The 16807-nt window shown below is 73.1% G+C and carries 20 protein-coding genes; 8 read left to right on the forward strand and 12 right to left on the reverse strand.

What is annotated here, in order from left to right; translation table 11 throughout:
• The first annotated feature begins 170 nt into the window (after positions 1 to 170).
• A complete protein-coding gene (locus tag ACZ4E1_RS26380) occupies positions 171 to 464 on the forward strand; it encodes a Scr1 family TA system antitoxin-like transcriptional regulator (protein ID WP_467543456.1) in 294 nt (97 codons plus the stop codon).
• Positions 464 to 661: a DUF397 domain-containing protein gene (locus ACZ4E1_RS26385; RefSeq protein WP_467543460.1), complete on the forward strand. Its 198-nt coding sequence runs from the start codon at positions 464 to 466 to the stop codon at positions 659 to 661. The genes ACZ4E1_RS26380 and ACZ4E1_RS26385 overlap by 1 nt, the downstream gene beginning before the upstream one ends.
• 36 nt (positions 662 to 697) lie before the next feature.
• Here the strand turns inward: ACZ4E1_RS26385 and ACZ4E1_RS26390 are convergent, their stop codons facing one another.
• From ACZ4E1_RS26390 to ACZ4E1_RS26405, 4 genes are all read right to left on the reverse strand, one after another.
• Positions 698 to 2914, reverse strand: a complete 2217-nt coding sequence (locus tag ACZ4E1_RS26390; RefSeq protein ID WP_467543464.1) for a tetratricopeptide repeat protein — start codon at positions 2912 to 2914, stop codon at positions 698 to 700.
• Positions 2911 to 3318, reverse strand: a complete 408-nt coding sequence (locus tag ACZ4E1_RS26395; RefSeq protein WP_467543467.1) for a hypothetical protein — start codon at positions 3316 to 3318, stop codon at positions 2911 to 2913. Before ACZ4E1_RS26395 ends, ACZ4E1_RS26390 begins: the two co-directional genes overlap by 4 nt.
• A 142-nt stretch (positions 3319 to 3460) precedes the next feature.
• Positions 3461 to 4084 (reverse strand): hypothetical protein, encoded by a 624-nt coding sequence (locus ACZ4E1_RS26400; RefSeq protein WP_467543471.1) that lies wholly within the window; start codon positions 4082 to 4084, stop codon positions 3461 to 3463.
• A gap of 188 nt (positions 4085 to 4272) precedes the next feature.
• Complete coding sequence (locus tag ACZ4E1_RS26405; protein WP_467543475.1) at positions 4273 to 5079, reverse strand: DUF6042 family protein; 807 nt, start codon at positions 5077 to 5079, stop codon at positions 4273 to 4275.
• 236 nt (positions 5080 to 5315) lie between these two features.
• Between ACZ4E1_RS26405 and ACZ4E1_RS26410 the strand changes: the two genes are divergently transcribed.
• Positions 5316 to 6209: a hypothetical protein gene (locus ACZ4E1_RS26410; protein WP_467543479.1), complete on the forward strand. Its 894-nt coding sequence runs from the start codon at positions 5316 to 5318 to the stop codon at positions 6207 to 6209.
• A 7-nt stretch (positions 6210 to 6216) separates the two neighbouring features.
• Here ACZ4E1_RS26410 and ACZ4E1_RS26415 read toward each other — a convergent pair whose 3' ends face one another.
• Complete coding sequence (locus tag ACZ4E1_RS26415; protein ID WP_467543481.1) at positions 6217 to 6681, reverse strand: hypothetical protein; 465 nt, start codon at positions 6679 to 6681, stop codon at positions 6217 to 6219.
• Between the two features lie 210 nt (positions 6682 to 6891).
• Here ACZ4E1_RS26415 and ACZ4E1_RS26420 point away from each other — a divergent pair, with 210 nt between their 5' ends.
• A complete protein-coding gene (locus ACZ4E1_RS26420; RefSeq protein WP_467543483.1) occupies positions 6892 to 7068 on the forward strand; it encodes a superinfection immunity protein in 177 nt (58 codons plus the stop codon).
• 2 nt (positions 7069 to 7070) lie between these two features.
• On the opposite strand, the gene ACZ4E1_RS26425 is transcribed toward ACZ4E1_RS26420, so the two are convergent.
• Complete coding sequence (locus tag ACZ4E1_RS26425; RefSeq protein ID WP_467543487.1) at positions 7071 to 7946, reverse strand: AraC family transcriptional regulator; 876 nt, start codon at positions 7944 to 7946, stop codon at positions 7071 to 7073.
• A gap of 121 nt (positions 7947 to 8067) precedes the next feature.
• On the opposite strand from ACZ4E1_RS26425, the gene ACZ4E1_RS26430 reads away from it, so the two are divergent.
• A complete protein-coding gene (locus ACZ4E1_RS26430) occupies positions 8068 to 8799 on the forward strand; it encodes an alpha/beta fold hydrolase (RefSeq protein WP_467543491.1) in 732 nt (243 codons plus the stop codon).
• On the opposite strand, the gene ACZ4E1_RS26435 is transcribed toward ACZ4E1_RS26430, so the two are convergent.
• The 3 genes from ACZ4E1_RS26435 to ACZ4E1_RS26445 form a co-directional block, all read right to left on the reverse strand.
• Positions 8779 to 9087, reverse strand: coding sequence for a hypothetical protein (locus ACZ4E1_RS26435; protein WP_467543495.1), 309 nt, complete (start codon positions 9085 to 9087; stop codon positions 8779 to 8781). The two genes, ACZ4E1_RS26430 and ACZ4E1_RS26435, sit on opposite strands and share 21 nt — an antisense overlap.
• Positions 9084 to 9878, reverse strand: a complete 795-nt coding sequence (locus tag ACZ4E1_RS26440) for a class I SAM-dependent methyltransferase (RefSeq protein ID WP_467543498.1) — start codon at positions 9876 to 9878, stop codon at positions 9084 to 9086. Before ACZ4E1_RS26440 ends, ACZ4E1_RS26435 begins: the two co-directional genes overlap by 4 nt.
• Positions 9879 to 9988: 110 nt before the next feature.
• Positions 9989 to 10447: a GNAT family N-acetyltransferase gene (locus ACZ4E1_RS26445; protein ID WP_467543500.1), complete on the reverse strand. Its 459-nt coding sequence runs from the start codon at positions 10445 to 10447 to the stop codon at positions 9989 to 9991.
• A gap of 130 nt (positions 10448 to 10577) precedes the next feature.
• On the opposite strand from ACZ4E1_RS26445, the gene ACZ4E1_RS26450 reads away from it, so the two are divergent.
• The gene (locus ACZ4E1_RS26450; protein ID WP_467543503.1) at positions 10578 to 11051 is read left to right on the forward strand and encodes a carboxymuconolactone decarboxylase family protein; all 474 of its coding nucleotides are present in this window, start codon (positions 10578 to 10580) and stop codon (positions 11049 to 11051) included.
• 18 nt (positions 11052 to 11069) lie between these two features.
• Here ACZ4E1_RS26450 and ACZ4E1_RS26455 read toward each other — a convergent pair whose 3' ends face one another.
• The 3 genes from ACZ4E1_RS26455 to ACZ4E1_RS26465 form a co-directional block, all read right to left on the reverse strand.
• Positions 11070 to 13220 (reverse strand): acyltransferase family protein, encoded by a 2151-nt coding sequence (locus ACZ4E1_RS26455; RefSeq protein WP_467543505.1) that lies wholly within the window; start codon positions 13218 to 13220, stop codon positions 11070 to 11072.
• Positions 13221 to 13474: 254 nt separating this feature from the next.
• The gene (locus tag ACZ4E1_RS26460) at positions 13475 to 13786 is read right to left on the reverse strand and encodes a hypothetical protein (protein ID WP_188338670.1); all 312 of its coding nucleotides are present in this window, start codon (positions 13784 to 13786) and stop codon (positions 13475 to 13477) included.
• A 96-nt stretch (positions 13787 to 13882) separates the two neighbouring features.
• The gene (locus ACZ4E1_RS26465; protein ID WP_467543510.1) at positions 13883 to 14884 is read right to left on the reverse strand and encodes a GlxA family transcriptional regulator; all 1002 of its coding nucleotides are present in this window, start codon (positions 14882 to 14884) and stop codon (positions 13883 to 13885) included.
• 72 nt (positions 14885 to 14956) lie between these two features.
• On the opposite strand from ACZ4E1_RS26465, the gene ACZ4E1_RS26470 reads away from it, so the two are divergent.
• Both ACZ4E1_RS26470 and ACZ4E1_RS26475 read left to right on the forward strand, forming a co-directional pair.
• Positions 14957 to 16165 (forward strand): MFS transporter, encoded by a 1209-nt coding sequence (locus ACZ4E1_RS26470; protein ID WP_467543514.1) that lies wholly within the window; start codon positions 14957 to 14959, stop codon positions 16163 to 16165.
• 10 nt (positions 16166 to 16175) lie between these two features.
• The gene (locus tag ACZ4E1_RS26475; RefSeq protein WP_467543517.1) at positions 16176 to 16616 is read left to right on the forward strand and encodes a GNAT family N-acetyltransferase; all 441 of its coding nucleotides are present in this window, start codon (positions 16176 to 16178) and stop codon (positions 16614 to 16616) included.
• The last annotated feature ends 191 nt before the right edge of the window (positions 16617 to 16807 follow it).

The raw sequence follows: 16807 nt of genomic DNA on the forward strand, positions 1-16807 counted from the left end.
CGAGGCCCGAACGGGGAGGGTCCTCGCGAACCGCACGCCCGACAGTCACACCGCACGGTTCGCGAGGACCACCTCGCATCGGTCTCCGTCCCGGGCCTCCTCCAGACCCGCGCCTGCTCGGAGGCGGTGCACCGGACGCCCGAGACCCCCTGTCCGGCAGCCGTGACGTGATGCGCGAGCAACTGGCCCACCTGTACGAGTCGTCCGGGCTGCCCCACGTGATGATCCAGGTACTGCCGTTCTCCACCGGCGTCCGTGCCGCGGCCATCGGCAGCTTCGTCAGCCTCATCGGGCGGGCGTCCGAGCTCGACGTGGTCTACGTGGATCTCCTGGGCGGGGTCCTGTTCACGGAGAAGCCGGAGGAACTCGAACGGTACAGGTCAGCGTTCGAGTCGCTGAGTGCACAGGCGCTCAGCCCCGACGCTTCCGGCGACCTCGTTCGCCGTATGAGCAAGGAGAGTTGATGCACACCCAAGGCTCGACCACCTGGTTCAAGTCCTCGTACAGCGGCGGCAGCGGAACCGAGTGCGTGGAGGCCGCGGTCGTACCCACCGGCATCCTGATACGCGACTCGAAGAGACCCGAGGGCCCGCGCATAGCGATCTCCCGGACAGCCTGGTCCGCCTGGTCGGCCTTCGCCGGTCGACGGGACGGTCGCTGACCGGAGGAGGAGGCGCCCCGAGCGTGAGCCATCCGCTCACTCGGACCGGCCCGCAGCCGTCCGGAAGTCGCGGAGGTGGTCCTCCGCGCTGATGGTCCAGGGGTGGGTCGGGCCCAGCAGTCTGACGCGCCCCTCGACCAGCTTCTCCCCCAGCTCGATGGCCTCGGCGTGTTGCCCCAGGTCGGAGAGGACCACGCTGAGGGTGCGCCGCGCGCTCAGCACCAGCGGATGGTTCTGGCCGTAGATCCGCTCATAGCCGGCGACGGCCTTGCGGGCGTACGGCAGTGCTTCGCTCGGGTCACCGACGACGAACAGGGTGGCGGCGTAGTTGAGTTCGGCTCCGAGAGTCATGGGGTGATCGTCGCCGGACACCGTGCGGCAGTCCGCGATCACGGCGGGCCCGGTGCCGACGATCTCGGCCACCTCGGCAACCCTGTCCGCGCCCCTGGCTGCCGGGATCTCCAGCATGGACTTGCGCGCCATGAGCGTGAGCGGGTGCAGGTCTCCGAGCTGTTCCGTCCGGCCCTTCACGACGCGTCGCGCCAGCCGGGCCGCTTCCTGCGGCTGATCGAGGTTGAAGAGCGGGCTCACCAGTCGCAGGCAGGCGTCCAACGTCTCGGGCGCGTCCGGCCCCAGTTCCCGCTCACACCGCCCGAGCACATCCCGCAGCTCACGCTCCGACTCCTCGAACCGCCCGAGCCGGAAGACGGCACGCCCCACTCGAATCCGGAGTCTGAGCACGGGCGCGCTGTCCGGGCCCAGACACGGTGTCGTGAGGTCGACCGCCTCTCGGGCCAGGGTGAGGGCCGAGGTGTAGTCGCCGGAGCGGTGGACGGCGGTGACGATGCGGAGGGCGCAGTCTGCGGCGGCCTCCAGTACGGGACCGGTGACCTGCCAGGCCGTCAGGCGGCGCAGGAAAGCGAGAACGTGGGGCGCGAGGAGGATCACCGCCGGGTCCTGCTCTCCCCTTTCGGGGACCTCGGGCAGGACGGCCCGAAGTTGCCTGATCGCCGTCGCGGCGAGGCGTTCCCGCTCCTCGGTCGGGGTCGCGTGGGCGACGCTGTCCAGGAGGATGCCGTGGGTGCGCAGAGAGCGGGCCTCGCCAGGGACGAGTTCGGTCAGGGAGTGGTCGAGCAGTCCGCGGAGGGCGATCTCGACACGGGCGGGCGGGAGTCCCGGATCCTGTTCGGCCCGGGCGAGGACCTTCAGGGGGAGTGGGTCACCCGCCCAGCAGGCGAGCAGGCGCAGGAGGTGCGTGGCCTCCGGCAGGCCCTGGGCTGTGAGGGCGTCCAGGGAGAGCTGCCAGGTGCGGCTCAGCAGGCGGCGGGAGTCGGCGGACGAGCCTTCGGCGCCCTGGTCGATCAGGTCGATGGGGTTCAGCCCTGAGTGACCGTCCAGCCTGTTCCGGTAGTCGGCCAGGGTCCACGGGTCGATGACCTGGTGGGCGAGGAAACCGCCGGCGAGGGTGAGGGCGAGGGGCAGGTGGCCGAGGCGGTCCGCCACCTCGACCGCGTCCTGCGCCGAGCCCGCTTCGGGAGCGAGGTCCTGGAGGACGCGGGCGGCGTCCTCGCGCGGCAGAACACCGAACTGGAGGAGCTCGGCGCCGGGCCACCAGTGGGTTGCGGCCTGCCGGGTCGTGACGACGACGGTGCCCGCGGGGCTGGTGCGCAGCCAGCCGCCGTCGCGGAGGACGGCGGGGGTGTCGGCGTTGTCCAGGACGAGGAGCCAGGGCCGGTCGGACCGGTCGAGGTACTGCCAGACGAGGTCGGCGGCGGGGCGCAGGCCCGCGCGGGCGCCGGTCAGCTCGGCATCCGTGGCACCCCGGTCGGCGGCCACCGCGAGCATGCCCGCGCGCAGGGAGGCCGGGTCCGAGGCGTTGACCCAGAGCCCGATGCGTCCTGCCTGCCGGGTGGCGTGCTGGAACAGGGTGTACGCGACAGCGGTCTTGCCGCATCCGCCCAGGCCGTGAAGTACGTAGACGCCGTTGCCGACGCCTGGTTCGACCGCGGCTCGCAGGCGGTCCATCTCGCCGACCCGGTCACGCAGTACGACGGGGGCGCGGCCGACCGACGGGTGGCGCACGGAGTCGGGACCCGACCAGTCGGGGGCGTGGTGATGGTGCTCGGTGATGTGCTGGTCGCCCGTGGCCTGGTAGACGCGGCCGCTGCCGTCGGCCCGGGCGTCGTAGCGTCCGGCGCCGCCGTACGTACCCCCCGTGCTCGGCGTGTTAGGGGTGCCCGGGGTGCCGGTCATGAGTGGAAGTGCTGGTCGCGGCCGGCCTGGTAGACGCGGGCGCTGCCGGAGGCGGTCGCGCGCTGGGTCACGACGGGCGCGGCAGGTTCGGGCGGTTGCAGCTCGTCGAGGAGCGTGCGCAGTGCCTCGGCCTCATCGGGGTGGGTCACCAGCAGCCGGCGGATACGGCCCGCCCATTCGGTGCCCAGCTCGCTCTGGGTGTCGACGTCGCCGCCCGCCTGCGCGGCGAGCAAGTCGGTGCGGGTGAGCTCGAGTTCTGCGGTGATGGCCTCGGCCCGGTCCGGCTGGGCACGGCGCCACAGGGCCGCGAACCCGTCCCTCGTACGCTGCCACGCCTCGGTCGTCAGCGAGGTGACCAAGGTCGTGCCCGCCGTGCCCACCAACGCTGCGATCTCCGGATCCATCCGACGCCCCCGTTTCGGATCATCAACGACACCGCCATCAGGGTATCCGGGGCATCCGCGCGAGCGGATCGGGTCCGGCTCTGAAGTCCGGTCCCTGCAGGGCCCTTTGCGAAGGGGACGGAAGCCAGGGCCCGGCCGGCGCCTAACCGAGGGTGGCGCCGTCGGAAGGAGCAGAGGGAGCGGCGGGAGTTGCAGGAGTGGAGGGACGGGATGGTGCACTCGCCGTGGAGAGTTCCGCTCGCCACGGGCGGGGCCAGCGGCCCGACGGCGGCGGACTGCCCGCGATGCCGAGTTCCTGTCGCGCACGGGCGTAGAAGTCGTCGCGCGCGGCACTGGCAAGCCGGTGGGCCTGGGTCCAGGCCTGCGCGTCGGCCGAACGCTCACGGACCAACGCATCCACGGTCCATATCGCCTCGTGCCACGTCCTCGCCGCCGCCACTGTCTCCGAGTGACCGACGAGCAGCACCGACTCCCACTCCGTCGCCCGCTTGGACTCCGCTTCGGCGAGGAGCAGCAGTCCGTCCTCGTACGGAATCGGATCGACCAGGTCGGCGAACCCGAGCGAGGCCCCCATCCGTTGCGCGATCCGAAGTTGCGCCTTGAGCGCGTTCCCGTAACGGGCGTAGGTGTCGAAACGCTTGTCGTCCCAGCGCTCCTCGCGCTGCCGCTTCCACCTCCGGCGCTCGGTCAAGCTCTGCACGGCGTACGAGCCGAGCGAGCCGACCACCACACCGATGAGCGCCGGAAGCTGATCCACCAGAGTCACGTTGCTCTCTCCCCCGCCGCTGACGACACCGCGCGCAGCACTTCACGGCCGGGCTCGGTCCTACCCTCGGGCGCTCCTCCGGAACCTGTGAAACGGGCCACCGTGCGACACCTTCGACACCGACGAACCGTGAATCCCCGTTTGTGACGCAGGCGAGCTCGCCCGTGTCGCCGGCGCCAAGCGCGACCTCAGTCGTCCTTGGCGTGCACGCGCATCTGCGTCGCGTGGAAGTGCTCCCAGTCCATGAGCAGCCGGAAGCGCCGATGCGTCTCCAGCCGTTCCGCATCGGCGGGTTCCCGCCCTCGCCACACCTGCGCGTAACCGGACGCGACGAGCTCCACCACGGCGATACGCAGATCGTCGGCGTTCTTGCCGGTCGCGGCCCCCAGACGGTCCAGGGAGGTGAGAAGCTCCTTCGGCTCGCCCAGGTCGTCGACCAAGTGGTCGACGAGCCCGTTGACGAGCGGGTCGATGCGCATCGACCAGCGCATCCGGTCCAGCCGTTCGGCGAGTTCGGCATCCAGCGGCAGCAGGTCGCCGGGGAGCGGCAGGACGGAGGGCATGGACCAGCGGGGGCCCTCCGGCGTCTCCTCCTGGGACGCCAGACCCCACTTCAGGTAGAGATCGGTCAGGTCCCGCACGGTGCCCGGCACCGAGAGGCCGGCCGCCGTGAGCATGGCAGCGAACTGCTCCCAGTGCTTCGCTTCGAACGCCTCGCGGCCCTCCGGTGCGTCTTCGTGGTCCCACTCTTCGCCGGGCCATGAGAACGTGAGCGCGCCGTCGAGGTCTCCACCGATCAGGTCCCAGGGGCCCTCGAAGATTGCTTGCAGAAGGTCGTCGAGGGATCCGGCAAAGCGCGACTGGGTCGCTGTACTGATCAGCATGGTCAGCGCAAAGCCCTGGCGGGGAAGGATGTGTTCCCATCCCGAAGCCCACCAGTCGTTGTGCATCGACATTTCCGAGCTGGGCCCAGGCGCGGACGAGCGGTCGGTCATACGGTCAACCCCTTCTCGAGAGGCGGTCGAACACTCGAAGGCAGGTCAGCCGAATTGTCCGCTTTCTTTGCTTCGCCGTTGCGACTCGCGCGAAGTCCAGGTTCGCACAAGCGAGTTCACAGAACGTGGCACATCGATTACTTGGCGTGCGATACGGTCACCGAAAGCAAACGGCCCCCGCAGCGGTTGCAGCCGCCGGCGAGGGCCTGAACCACTAGTGGACGGAACCTCCACCCGTGATCTACCGGCACAATATCGCGCCCACGCGCGCCTACACCCAGCTCGCCAACGAGCTCATCCGGCACCCCCGGCTCTCCTCCGATGCCGTGCGGCTGCTGATGTGGCAGCTCTCGCTTCCCGAGGGGGCACGGGAGAATCTCTCCCGGACCGCCGAGCGCGCCGGCATCAACAACAGCGCCTTCACTCGGGCCAAGAAGCTGCTCAAGGAAGAGGGCTTCGTTCATGAGCGGCGGATGCAGGGGCCCGGCGGGCGGTGGATCACCCAACAGCTCGTGTCCAGTACGCCGTTGAGCGCCGAGCAAGCCGTCAAGTTGATGGCGCGGGAGGCATCGCCGCAGGTCGTACCGAGTCGGCCTCAGCCGACGGTCGGTCAGCCGACCACCCCGCCGACCGACGGTCATCCCAACGGCGACCACAACACCGGGGAGAAGACCCCCAACCTTCCGGGCCAGCGCCGGACGGAGCCGGCAACTGAGGTGTCTCGCGGTCTCGTTGAGGCGTATCGGACCCTCGATCCCGCCCTCGCCCGCATCCCCCGCGCCATGTACGCCGAGCTGGCCGCCCTCACCGACCGATGGCTCGCCGCCGGGTACACGCCAGGGGACGTACGGACTCACATCCTGCGCGGGCTGCCCGCGAACGGGACGCCCGTACGGCATCCCGGCGGGCTGCTCCGGTATCTGCTCTCCGATGTGCCACCGGTCGAGCAGACGGCGAAGGGGGCGGACAGCACCCAGGGCACGCGCGACACGGAGCGACCCCGGGTGTCCGCCCGCCTCGCGGCCCTGCGGGAATGCGAGGGGCCGCATCACACCCAGGCCCATCTGTTCCGGCCCGTGGGCGACGAATTGCGGTGTGCGGGCTGCCGTACGTCGCCGTCGGCGGAGTGAGTCGGGGCTAGCCGATCTCCTCTGCCGCCGCCCGTGCGAAGCCCGCCAGGTTGTGCGGGCAGCGCCATGCCGATTCCGGGCCGGCGAGGTCGTCCCACGTGTAGTCGTCGGACAGGTCGATCAGGAGCGTCAGGAGCGCTTCGAAGGCCTCCAGGTGGGCGTTCAGGCCGTCGTCGCACGGGTGGGTCTCGTGGGCCGCGCACGGGGAGTCGGTGCGGGCGAGGGCTGAGAGCGTGGTCGTGACCTGGCGGGTCAGCTCGGGGTCCGGGTCGCCGGACGCCACGTAGCCGTACGTCCAGACGAGGCCGAAGGCGTAGAACGCCGAGGCTGCCGGGTCGTACGGCTGGGTGGAGCGGGCTCGGGCGAGGCCGTTCAGGGTGTCGCGGAGGAGCTCGTCGGGGTCTCCCGGGAAGTAGCCCTGGTAGACCGATTCCCAGTCTCCGATCAGTTCGGCCGCGTCATTGGTGATCATGAACGGTAGGGACGTTCCGGTGTCGGGCGCGGTTCCGGCCGGGGCGGGCGTCGTGAGCGTTTCTCCGCGCGCGGACGGTGGCACATCTTATGAGCCGTCAAGTCACCGGCCACACAAGGCAGTTCAAGGTTCAAGACCACAGCTGCGCACCGTGGGTCGCTCGTCGCGATATCTCAGGGGGAACACATGGATGGTTCGGCGTCCGGAGTCGTGATCATTGTCGTAGCGCTCTTCTACTTCATCCCTACGCTGGTGGCGTTCGGGCGGGGCGTCCGCAACGCGGGCTCCGTCCTCGTCATCAACCTCTTTCTGGGGTGGACGCTCGTGGGCTGGGTCGTCGCGCCGGCGATGGCGGCCCGGTCCAACGACGGGGTGCCGGGCCGATAGCTTCACGCCGCCGGTTCGACCGGGAGCCACAGTTCGCAGGTCGCCGTCGTGAAGTCCGGGGAGCGGTCCAGGGTCGCCACGATCGACGGGCCGGGGCGCAGGCGCCACGGGTTGGAGGGGAACCAGTCCGTCGCCGTCGCCGCCCACATCGTCTGGAGGGCCTCGGGGAAGGGGCCGCTGCTGCGGAAGACCGCCCAGGAGCCCGGCGGGAGTTCGATGGTGTCCAGGTCTTCGGGGACCGGGGTCTCGGTGGTGACGGCCACGCCGTGGAGGTAGGTGAGTTCGGTTCCCTCCGGGGCGTCCTGCGTGGCCAGGTCGTCGGAGACGGCGAGCAGGCCCGCCGGGTCGGTGTCGCTCAGGGACTTGAGGCGGGCGTGGGTCTCCGGGGGCAGGGAGGCGATGTGCTGCTGGATGTGCGGGTTGACGCCCTCGTAGATCAGCGGCACGCGGGCGGCGTGGCCGATCAGGCGGAAGGCGGGGCGGTCGGCGATACGGGTGTCCATGGGGGTGCTTCCTTCGACGGTCAGGCGGAACCTGAGCTGGGGCTGGGTGCGCAGGGGGCCTCCGGTGCGGCGTACGTCACCGGGGGCGGCGCCGTGCACGGCGCGGAAGGCGCGGCCGAACGCCTCGGTGGAGCCGTAGCCGTGGCGTACGGCGATGTCGAGCAGGTCGCCGCCGCCCCTTACGACGTCCGCCGCGGCCACGGTCATACGGCGGCGCCGTACGTACTCCGAGAGCGGCATCCCGGCCAGGGACGAGAACATCCGGCGCAGGTGGTACTCGGTCGTGCCGTGGGACGACGCGAACGCGTCGACGTCCAGGTCGTCGCCCAGGTGCTGTTCCACCAGGTCGACCAGTTGGTTCAGTGCCGCGATCACGGGGCCTCCTTTGCGTGGTTCCCAGCCTGGCAGGGGGCTGCGGGGCGTGCCCGATCGCCGTGGACCGGTTCGGTCGGATATCCCGGGCGGCCAGGTGTGCCGCGCCGTTACCGTGCCGGGCATGGCGAACTTCGTACTGGTGGCAGGGGCACGGCTCGGGGCGTGGGCGTGGGACGACGTGGTGCCGTACCTGCGGGGAGCGGACGGGGGCGGGCACGGGGTGTATCCGCTGACGCTGTCGGGGCTGGCCGAGCGGGCCGGCGACGCGGCGCCCGTGGGGCGGCAGGGGCATGTGCGGGATGTCGTGGACTTCGTGGAGCGGGCCGATCTGCGGGATGTCGTGCTCGTGGGGCACAGCTATGCCGGGGTGCCGGTGGGGCAGGCGGCCGGGCTGATCGGGGAGCGGCTGCGGCGGGTGGTGTTCGTGGACTCCAGCGTGCCGGTGGACGGGGAGCCGTTCGTCGCGGAGTGGCCGGACGGTGGGGCCGGGGTGCGGGCGTCGCTCGCGGAGAACGGGGGCTGGTGGCCGTGCGCGCCCGCCGCGCATTTCGAGGGGCACGGGCTGAGCACGGAGCAGATCGCGCGGATCGTCGCCGGGTCGACGCCGCATCCCGGTACGACGCTGACCGAGCCGGCCGTCCTGGCCCGGCCGCTCGACGAACTTCCCGTCACGTACGTGCTGTGCGGTCTGGGCGGGGGCGAACTCGACGGCCACGTCGCCGAGTTGGTGAAGGGTGAGCAGTGGCGGCTGGCGGAGCTCGACACCGGGCACTGGCCGATGTTCTCGCAGCCGCGGGAACTGGCGGACGTGCTCGTCGGAGCGGCCGGCGCCTCAGCGGCCGGGCGGGAATGATCCCGGCGCGCGGTACGCGGTGGGCTGGTCCGGGTGGAGGCCGAGGCGACGCAGGGCGGGCGCGCTGACGCGGATGTCGTACCAGCCGCGCCAGTGCCCGTCGCCGGGTGTGGGGGCGGGCTCGGGGCCGCAGGCCAGGTCGACGCGGATCTCGGTCGCCGGGTCGAACGGCATCCAGTCGACGCCCCGAGCGCGCAGCCAGGCACGGAGGGCGGCCAGGGGGCCCGGGGCGCCCGGCAGGTTCTCGTACGCGGTGATCGAGACCCAGTCGGCGGGGCCGCGCCTCACAGTTTCCGGGCGCGCAGCACCGCCGTACGCATCGGGAGCGTGAAGTCGCCGGAGGCGGTCTCGGGGCGGGTGGCGAGGTAGTCGCGGATACGGGTCAGGGTGGCCGTCCGTTCCGGTGCGGGCATGACCAGGAGGCCCGCCCGGGTCGCCAGGGTCTCGACGAGGGAGTCGGCGCTGCGCCGCTGGCCGTGCGGGAAGGTGTCCTGCTCCGGCGAGCCGAAGCGGGCCTCGGCGTCCGTGCCCGGGCGGGGCAGGTGCAGGCCGGTCGTCTCGGCGCGCCAGGCGGCCGGGGTGTCGCGCGGGCCGATGACCGCGCCGCCCGCGATCCGGGCGAGGCCGGCGACCCAGTCGACCCCGTCGTCCAGGACGTTCCACAGGCCGGCGAGGACGCCGCCGGGGGCGAGGACGCGGGCGATCTCGGGGCCCGCGACGGCCATGTCGAACCAGTGCATGGCGTTTCCGGCCAGGACGGCGTCGACCGAGCCGTCCGCGAGCGGGATCGACTCGGCGCTGCCTTCCAGGGCGCGGACGGAGGGCAGGGCGCGGCGCAGTTCGGCCAGCATCGCGGGGTCGGGTTCGACGGCGGTGACCTCGGCACCCTGCACGACCAGGCCGGCGGTCAGCTTGCCCGTACCGGCGCCGAGGTCCAGGACGCGGGCGCTCGGGGCGAGTTGGCGCGCCCAGGTCAGGGCGGCCTGCGCGTAGTCGGGGCGGTGTGCGGCGTAGGCGGGGGCGGCCGTGCCGAACGAGGAGGCGTGCAGGCGGCGTTCGCCCTGGTCGCTGTCGGTCATGCGGTGACGCTATCGAGGGGCGCCCGGGTCCGGGCGCCGGATCGGTCAAGTCGCCGTCGCCCTTGGCCTGTTGACGTGGAACATCGCAGAGACTTCAGAGACCCGGCGGCTCAGAGGTCCAGTTCGCCGACCGCGTCGCCGCCGCTCATCTCCCCCGTGGGGCGGAACCCGAGGCGGACGTAGAACTTCTCGGGGCCGGTCGGGCCGGGGTGCCAGGTGGTGGTGAGGCGGGTGCCGCCGCGGCGGCGGATCTCCGCGGCGACCGCGTCGACCGCGAAACGGCCGTAGCCGCGCCCCTGTTCAGCGGCGGCGATGTTCAGGCGCCACAGTCGGGAGCGGAGGTCGTCGCCAGAGCCGTCGCCCTTCCAGTCGATGTCGAAGAAGGCCATGAGGAAGCCGACGGGGCGGTCGTCGTCGACGATGAGGCGGGGCCAGGCGACACCGGGGTGGACGTACGCCTCGGCGAGGGACTTCACGACGGGCGCCACGCGGTGTTCCTGGTCCGGGTGGACGCGGATCGCGAGGGCGGCGTCGAGGTTGGCGGGGGTGAGCTCTTCGAGGCGGGGCATGGGCGGAGCCTAGCCCCCGATTTCTGGAGTGACGCAGGTCACATTCGCGGGCGGTCACATCTCTCGCGGGCGCTCCGTCATCCAGACGTAAGCAACCGGGAAGCAAGCTCACGAGCGGCAGGAGATCGCCATGGAAGCCCGTCTCAACGTCTTCGGAAACGCCATCGCCGGCAAGTTCATCCGCCACATCAACGCGGCGGGCAAGGCCCTGGAAGCGGTGGAGCTGCCGAAGTTCACGGCGGACCTCATCCTGGTCCGCGTCAGCCAGATCAACGGGTGCGGGTTCTGCCTCGACATGCACACCAAGGACGCCGCCGCCGCGGGCGAGAGCGCGCAGCGGCTGCACATGGTCGGCGCCTGGCGCGAGGCGAAGGTGTTCACCGACGCCGAGCGGGCCGCCCTTGAGCTGGCCGAGGCGGGAACGCGGATCGCCGACGCGGCGGGCGGGGTCTCCGACGAGGTGTGGGAGAACGCCGCCAAGCACTTCAACGAGGACCAGCTCGCGGCGCTCGTCTCCCTGATCGCCCTGATCAACACGTACAACCGGCTGAACGTCATCACGCAGCAGCCGGCGGGCGACTACCAGCCGGGCATGTTCGGCTGAACCACGCGAGCAGACCGGTCAGGGCGTTCCCGGCAGCGAGCTGAGCCGGGCGCCCAGGACCGGGGCGAGGGCGCGGGCGTAGGCGTCCGCGAGATGGCCGTCGTCCCGGTAGACGAGGGTGTCGGCCACCAGGACCGGACAGACGCGCGCCGCGCACACCCAGGGGCGCGGGTCGACGAGCGTGGCACCGGTGGCACGGGCCGCGGCGCGGACCGCCGCCGCCTTGCGCGGGTCCTTCGCCGCCCGCGCGGGGGGCGAGGCGCAGCGGCCGAGGTCCAGCGGGTGGGTGCTCGCGCAGTCCACCGCGTCCGACGCGGGCCAGGGCGTGTCCTGGAGGGCGACGACCCGGGCACCGGTCGCCCGCAGCGCCCGGTAGGTGCGGGTGTAGCCGGCCGTCCACTGGGCGACGGGGCCCGTCGCGGCCGGGCGTACGGGGTCGCCCGACTCGGACGACGAAGCGATCACGAGGCGGGGGCGCAGCCGGGCGATCCGGTCCAGGGCGCGGGCCCGCCAGGTGTCGCACGCGGTGTACGGGCCGCCGCCGTTGACGATCGTGACGTCGGCGGTCTTGCAGGACGCCTTCGTGAGGGACACGAGCCGCCAGTGCCGTTCGCGTGCGAGCCGTTCGAGCGCAGGGAACCACTGGGCGGCGTGCGAGTCGCCGAAGAGGACGACGGTCGTGGCCGAGGCTGGGTCCCCGTACGCGCAGGGGCCGGGGACGGCGGTGGTGCCGGGGTTCACGTGGCAGCCGTCGCGGTAGACGGCGGAGCGCCGGTCCTTGATGCGAGTGAGGGCGGGCGAGAGGTTCGCGGGGACGACGTCGTTCGGCGCGGCGAGGAGGTCGGCGAGGGCGGTCGCGGGGTCGGGGGCCGCGTCGAGGCGGGCGGCGAGCCGCGGGGCCGGGCGGCCGGAGTCGATCGCGGGCGGCACGAGAGCGGCGAGCAGCGCCACGGCGGCCGTACCCGCGGTCAGGGAGGCGCCGAGCGTGAGCGCCAGGCGCGGCCGGTCGCGGAAGGCGGCGGCGAACCGGACCGGGTTCTCGACGCACCGCAGCGTCAGCGCGGCGAGCCCGAGCCCCAGCGCGCACACCGCGAGCCGCGCGGGCACGCCGGCGTCCGGCCGGTCGAGTGCGACGGGCACGATGACGAGCAGCGGCCAGTGCCACAGGTACCAGCCGTACGAGACTCCGCCGATGCCCGTCAACAGCCTTCGGCGGAGCAGGAGTTCGGCCCCGAAGCGGTTCGGTACGGTGCCACCGGAGAGGACCAGGACCGTGCCGGTGACCGGGACGAGCGCCGCGTACCCGGGGAACGGGGTCGCGTCGTCGAACACGAGCGCCGAGCCGACGATCGCGGCCAGGCCCACCCAGGAGAGGACCGCGGCGAGGGACGCCGGCAGGCGGCGTACGGGACCGGCGGCGAGGAGGAGGGCGAGCAGGGCGCCCGCGGCGAGCTCCCACGCGCGCGTGTGCGTACCGAAGTAGGCCCAGGAGGGCGCGGCGCCGGTCGTGGCGACGCTCAGGGCGAGGGAGGCGGCGAGCACCGCGGCGCCGGCGAGGGCCGTGCCCGTGCGCAGGCCCCGGGCGGGCGGCCGGCCGGACCGGGTGGCGGCCCGGACGCCGGCGTAGACGGCCGCGAGCACCAGCGGCCACACCACGTAGAACTGCTCCTCCACCGCCAGCGACCAGAAATGCTGGAACGGCGACGGCGGGGCCGTGGCCCGCAGATAGTCCGTGCCGGACGCGGCGAGCCGCAGGTTCACGGCGTACAGGCCGCTCGCGACGGCGTCGCCCACGTACTCCGTGAAGCGCGCCTTGGAGAGGAAGAGGTACGCCCCGGCCAGCGTGGCGACCCCGACGAGCGTCGAGGCGGGCAGCAGGCGCAGGGCGCGGCGGGCGTAGAAGCGGCGGATCGATATGCGGCCGTCGCGGTCGAGTTCGCGCACGAGCAGCGACGTGATCAGGAATCCGGAGATGACGAAGAAGACGTCGACGCCGACGTAGCCGCCGCCGAACCGCCGTACGCCGGCGTGCGCGAGGACGACGAGTCCGACGGCGACGGCGCGCAGCCCCTGGATGTCGGCGCGGCGGCCGGGCGGTTCGGTGGCCGTCCCCGGCGGGGTGGACGGTCGGCGCGGTCCGGTGTGCGGCAGCGGGGGCGCTTGGGTCACGGCGGGTTCGTCTTCCTGAGGGGCCACGAGGTGCACGGGCCCCTGGGGAGGACAGGGGCGCACTCAGGGGACGGCCGCCCGGATCGAACAGTTGCGCCCACCGGGAGGAGTTCGCCGGGTCTCCGACGGCGGGTGAACCGGGGCTCATACGGAGTTGGCCCCGGGTTCACACGCGGTGGGCGGACCGGGTTCGGGTGCGGCGGGCGGACCGGGTTCGGATGCGGCGGGCGGACCGGGTTCGGATGCGGCGGCGATCAGGCTCCGGCGCGCCGGTCCACCAGGACGTACGACGCGGCGGCGACGGCCCCGGCCACACCGAACACCGCGGGCCAGGCGCCGACCTTCTTGGCCAGCGGGTGCGAACCGGCGAACGCGGCGACGTACGCGCCCGTCAGCGCGCCTGCGACCTTCCCGCCCCGCGCCTTCGTCCACTGCGTCGCGGCGGCGGCCCCGGCGACGGCGAGCACGGCGCCGCCCAGCGGGCGCTTCTTCGTGAAGCGGGCCGTGGCGTAGCCGCCGATCAGTCCGGCGGCGGCGATCGGGGCGGTGGGCAGGGAACGGGCCATGACTGGAGCCTCCTGGTCATACCGGGCAAGTCTGTTCGAAGAGGCTACGCCCCGGGGGCCCGCGCCACGTCACGGGCCGGGGAGACGTGAGCACGGTCACGGGGTGCCCCTCCCCCGGAAGGTCGACCGGTACGCGGCCGGTGCCACCCCGAGCGTGAGCTGGAAGTTCTGGCGCAGCGAGGTGGCGGTGCCGAAACCCGACTCGGCCGCGACCCGGTCGACCGTGTGATCGGTGCGCTCCAGCAACTCCCGGGCCCGGTCGACCCGTTGACGGGTCAGCCAGGCCATCGGGGTCAGGCCCGTCTCCTCGCGGAAGCGGCGGCTGTACGTACGGACCGACATCGCGTCCCGCGCCGCGAGCCGGGCGAGGGTGAGGGGTTCGGCCAGACGACTCAGCGCCCAGGCGCGGGAGCCGGACGTCGAGGCGAGGCCCGGCGCCTCGACCGGGCGGCGGATGTACTGCGCCTGGCCGCCCTCCCGGTGCGGCGGCACCACCGTGCGGCGGGCCACGTCGGCGGCGACGCCCGCGCCGTGGTCGCGGCGGATCAGGTGCAGGCACAGGTCGATGCCGGCCGCCTCGCCCGCCGAGGTGAGCACCTGCCCCTCGTCGACGTAGAGGACATCGGCGTCCACGGTGACCTGCGGAAACGTACGGGCGAAACGGTCCGCCGAGAGCCAGTGCGTGGTCGCCCGGCGCCCGTCGAGCAGGCCGGCGGCGGCCAGCAGGAAGGAGCCGGTGCAGATGGAGGCGACCCGGCCCCGGGCACCCGTCAGCGCTTCCCGCACCGCTTCCTCGGGGCCCGCGTCCGGGGTCAGTGACTCGTCCGTCTCGTGCGAGGCCGGGACGAGCACCGTGCCGGCCGCCGCCACCGCCTCCAGACCGTGTTCCGCGTGGATCGGGAAGTCGGCGTCGGTGCGGATCAGGCCGGGGCGGGGCGCGCAGGTCGTCACCTCGTAGAGGCGCTCGCCGGTCACCGGGTCGCGGGCGGCGCCGAACAACTGGTGGACCAGGCCCAGCTCCATCGGCAGAACCCCGTCCCTGACCAGGACCGCCACCGAGGCGGGCCGGCGCACCCCCGCTTCCCCTGCTCCACTCATGGCCAGATTCTTTCAGGTCGTGGCCATCTGGCCAGTCGTGAGGGAGGGCGGCCCGGGCGGAGGGTCGTAGGCATGACGACGCACACCGGAACAGGCCGCACCCCCGCGATCGCTCCGCCCCGCGACCGGAAGTGGGTGGTCGCGGCGGGCGCCGCGCTCGCGATCGTCGTCGCCGGGTCGTTCAGCACGCTGGCCGGCCTGCTCGTCGGCCCGCTGCACACGGAGCTCGGCTGGTCCCGCTCCGCGATCGGCCTGGGCACGCTCGTGAACATGGTCGTGTACGGGGCCACGGCGCCGTTCGCGGCCGCGCTGATGGACCGGATCGGGATGCGGCGCGTCGCGGTCGGCGCGCTGGTGCTGGTCGGCGCGGGCGCGCTGCTGACGACGGCCGCGCGGGCGCCCTGGCAGTTCGTCGCGGCGTGGGGTGTCCTGGTGGGGCTCGGCACGGGGGCCACGGCGACGACGTTCGCGGCGACGGTCACCGAGCGCTGGTTCGTGGCGCGGCGCGGGCTCGTCGCCGGGCTGCTCACGGCGGCGAGCGTGGTGGGCCAGTTCGTGTTCCTGCCGCTGCTGTCGTGGGTGATCGACGGGTACGGGTGGCGGGCGGCGGCGTACGGGCTCGCCGGGGCGGCGGCGGTCGCGGTGCCGCTGGTGGGCGCGGCGGTACGGGACCCTGCCGCGCCCGGGGTGCCGTCGATGCCGCTGCCGACCGGCCTTCTGCGCAGCGGCCCGTTCTGGCTGCTCGCCGGGACGTTCGCCGTCTGCGGCGCCTCCACGAACGGCGTCATGTGGACCCACTTCGCGCCCGCCGCCCACGACCACGGCATGCCGACGACCGTCGCCGCCTCGCTCCTCTCCCTCGTCGGGATCTTCAACGTCGCCGGGACGGTCGCCTCCGGCTGGGCCACCGACCGGCTCGACCCGCGCCGGCTGCTCGCCGCGTACTACGCGCTGCGCGGCCTGACCCTGCTCGCGCTGCCGCTGCTGCTCGGGGCGGTGGTGGACGCGCCGCTGTTCGCGTTCACCGTCGTCTTCGGGCTGCTCGACGTCGCGACGATCCCGCCGACCCTCGCGCTGTGCCGGGCGCACTTCGGGGAGCGGGCACCGGTCGTGTTCGGCTGGGTCAGCGCCGCGCACCAGGTGGGCGCGGGCGCGGTGGCGTTCGCCGGGGGCGCGGTGCGGGACGCCTTCGGCTCGTACGACCTCGTGTGGGTGGGGGTGGCGGGGCTGTGCTCGGTGGCGGCGCTGCTCGCCCTCACGGTGCGGACCGGCCCCGGGTAGCCTCGCGATCATGGCGGACTGGATGCTGCGGGCGGCCACGCCCGACGACCTCGAACCCCTCGTGGAGCTGCGGGCCGTCGTGATGCGGGCGGATCTGGAACGGCTCGGGCGGTTCGACGCGCACCGGGTGCGGCAGCGGCTGCGGGACGCGTACGCGCCGGAGCACACCTGGGTCATCGAGGTGGGCGGACGGCTGTCCGGCTGCGTGGCGCTGCGGCCCGCGCCGGACGCCCACTGGCTGGAGCACTTCTTCCTCGCGCCCGAGCTCCAGGGGGCCGGCATCGGCGGCGCCGTCCTCACCCACCTCCTCGCCCACTGCGACACGACCCACGTCCCGGTCCGCCTCAACGTCCTCCAGGGCAGCGCGGCCCGCCGCCTCTACGAACGCCACGGCTTCCTGACGGAGTCGGAGGACCCGGTGGACGTGTTCATGATCCGCCCGCTCCCGTGACCGGCCCGGGGGACTAGCGGAGCGCGCCTCGGCGGCACGGGCCTGATGCCGATCAGCAACTCCGTCGCGGGGCACGACCGGCATGCCCCTGGGGGCGCACGGAGTGTGCCCTTCAGGGGCGCGGGGCTGTACCCCATCAGCGACTCCGTCGCAGGGCGCGACCGACATGCCCCTGCGGGCGCACGGAGTCT

Source organism: Streptomyces sp. NPDC025806 (genome assembly GCF_055558275.1).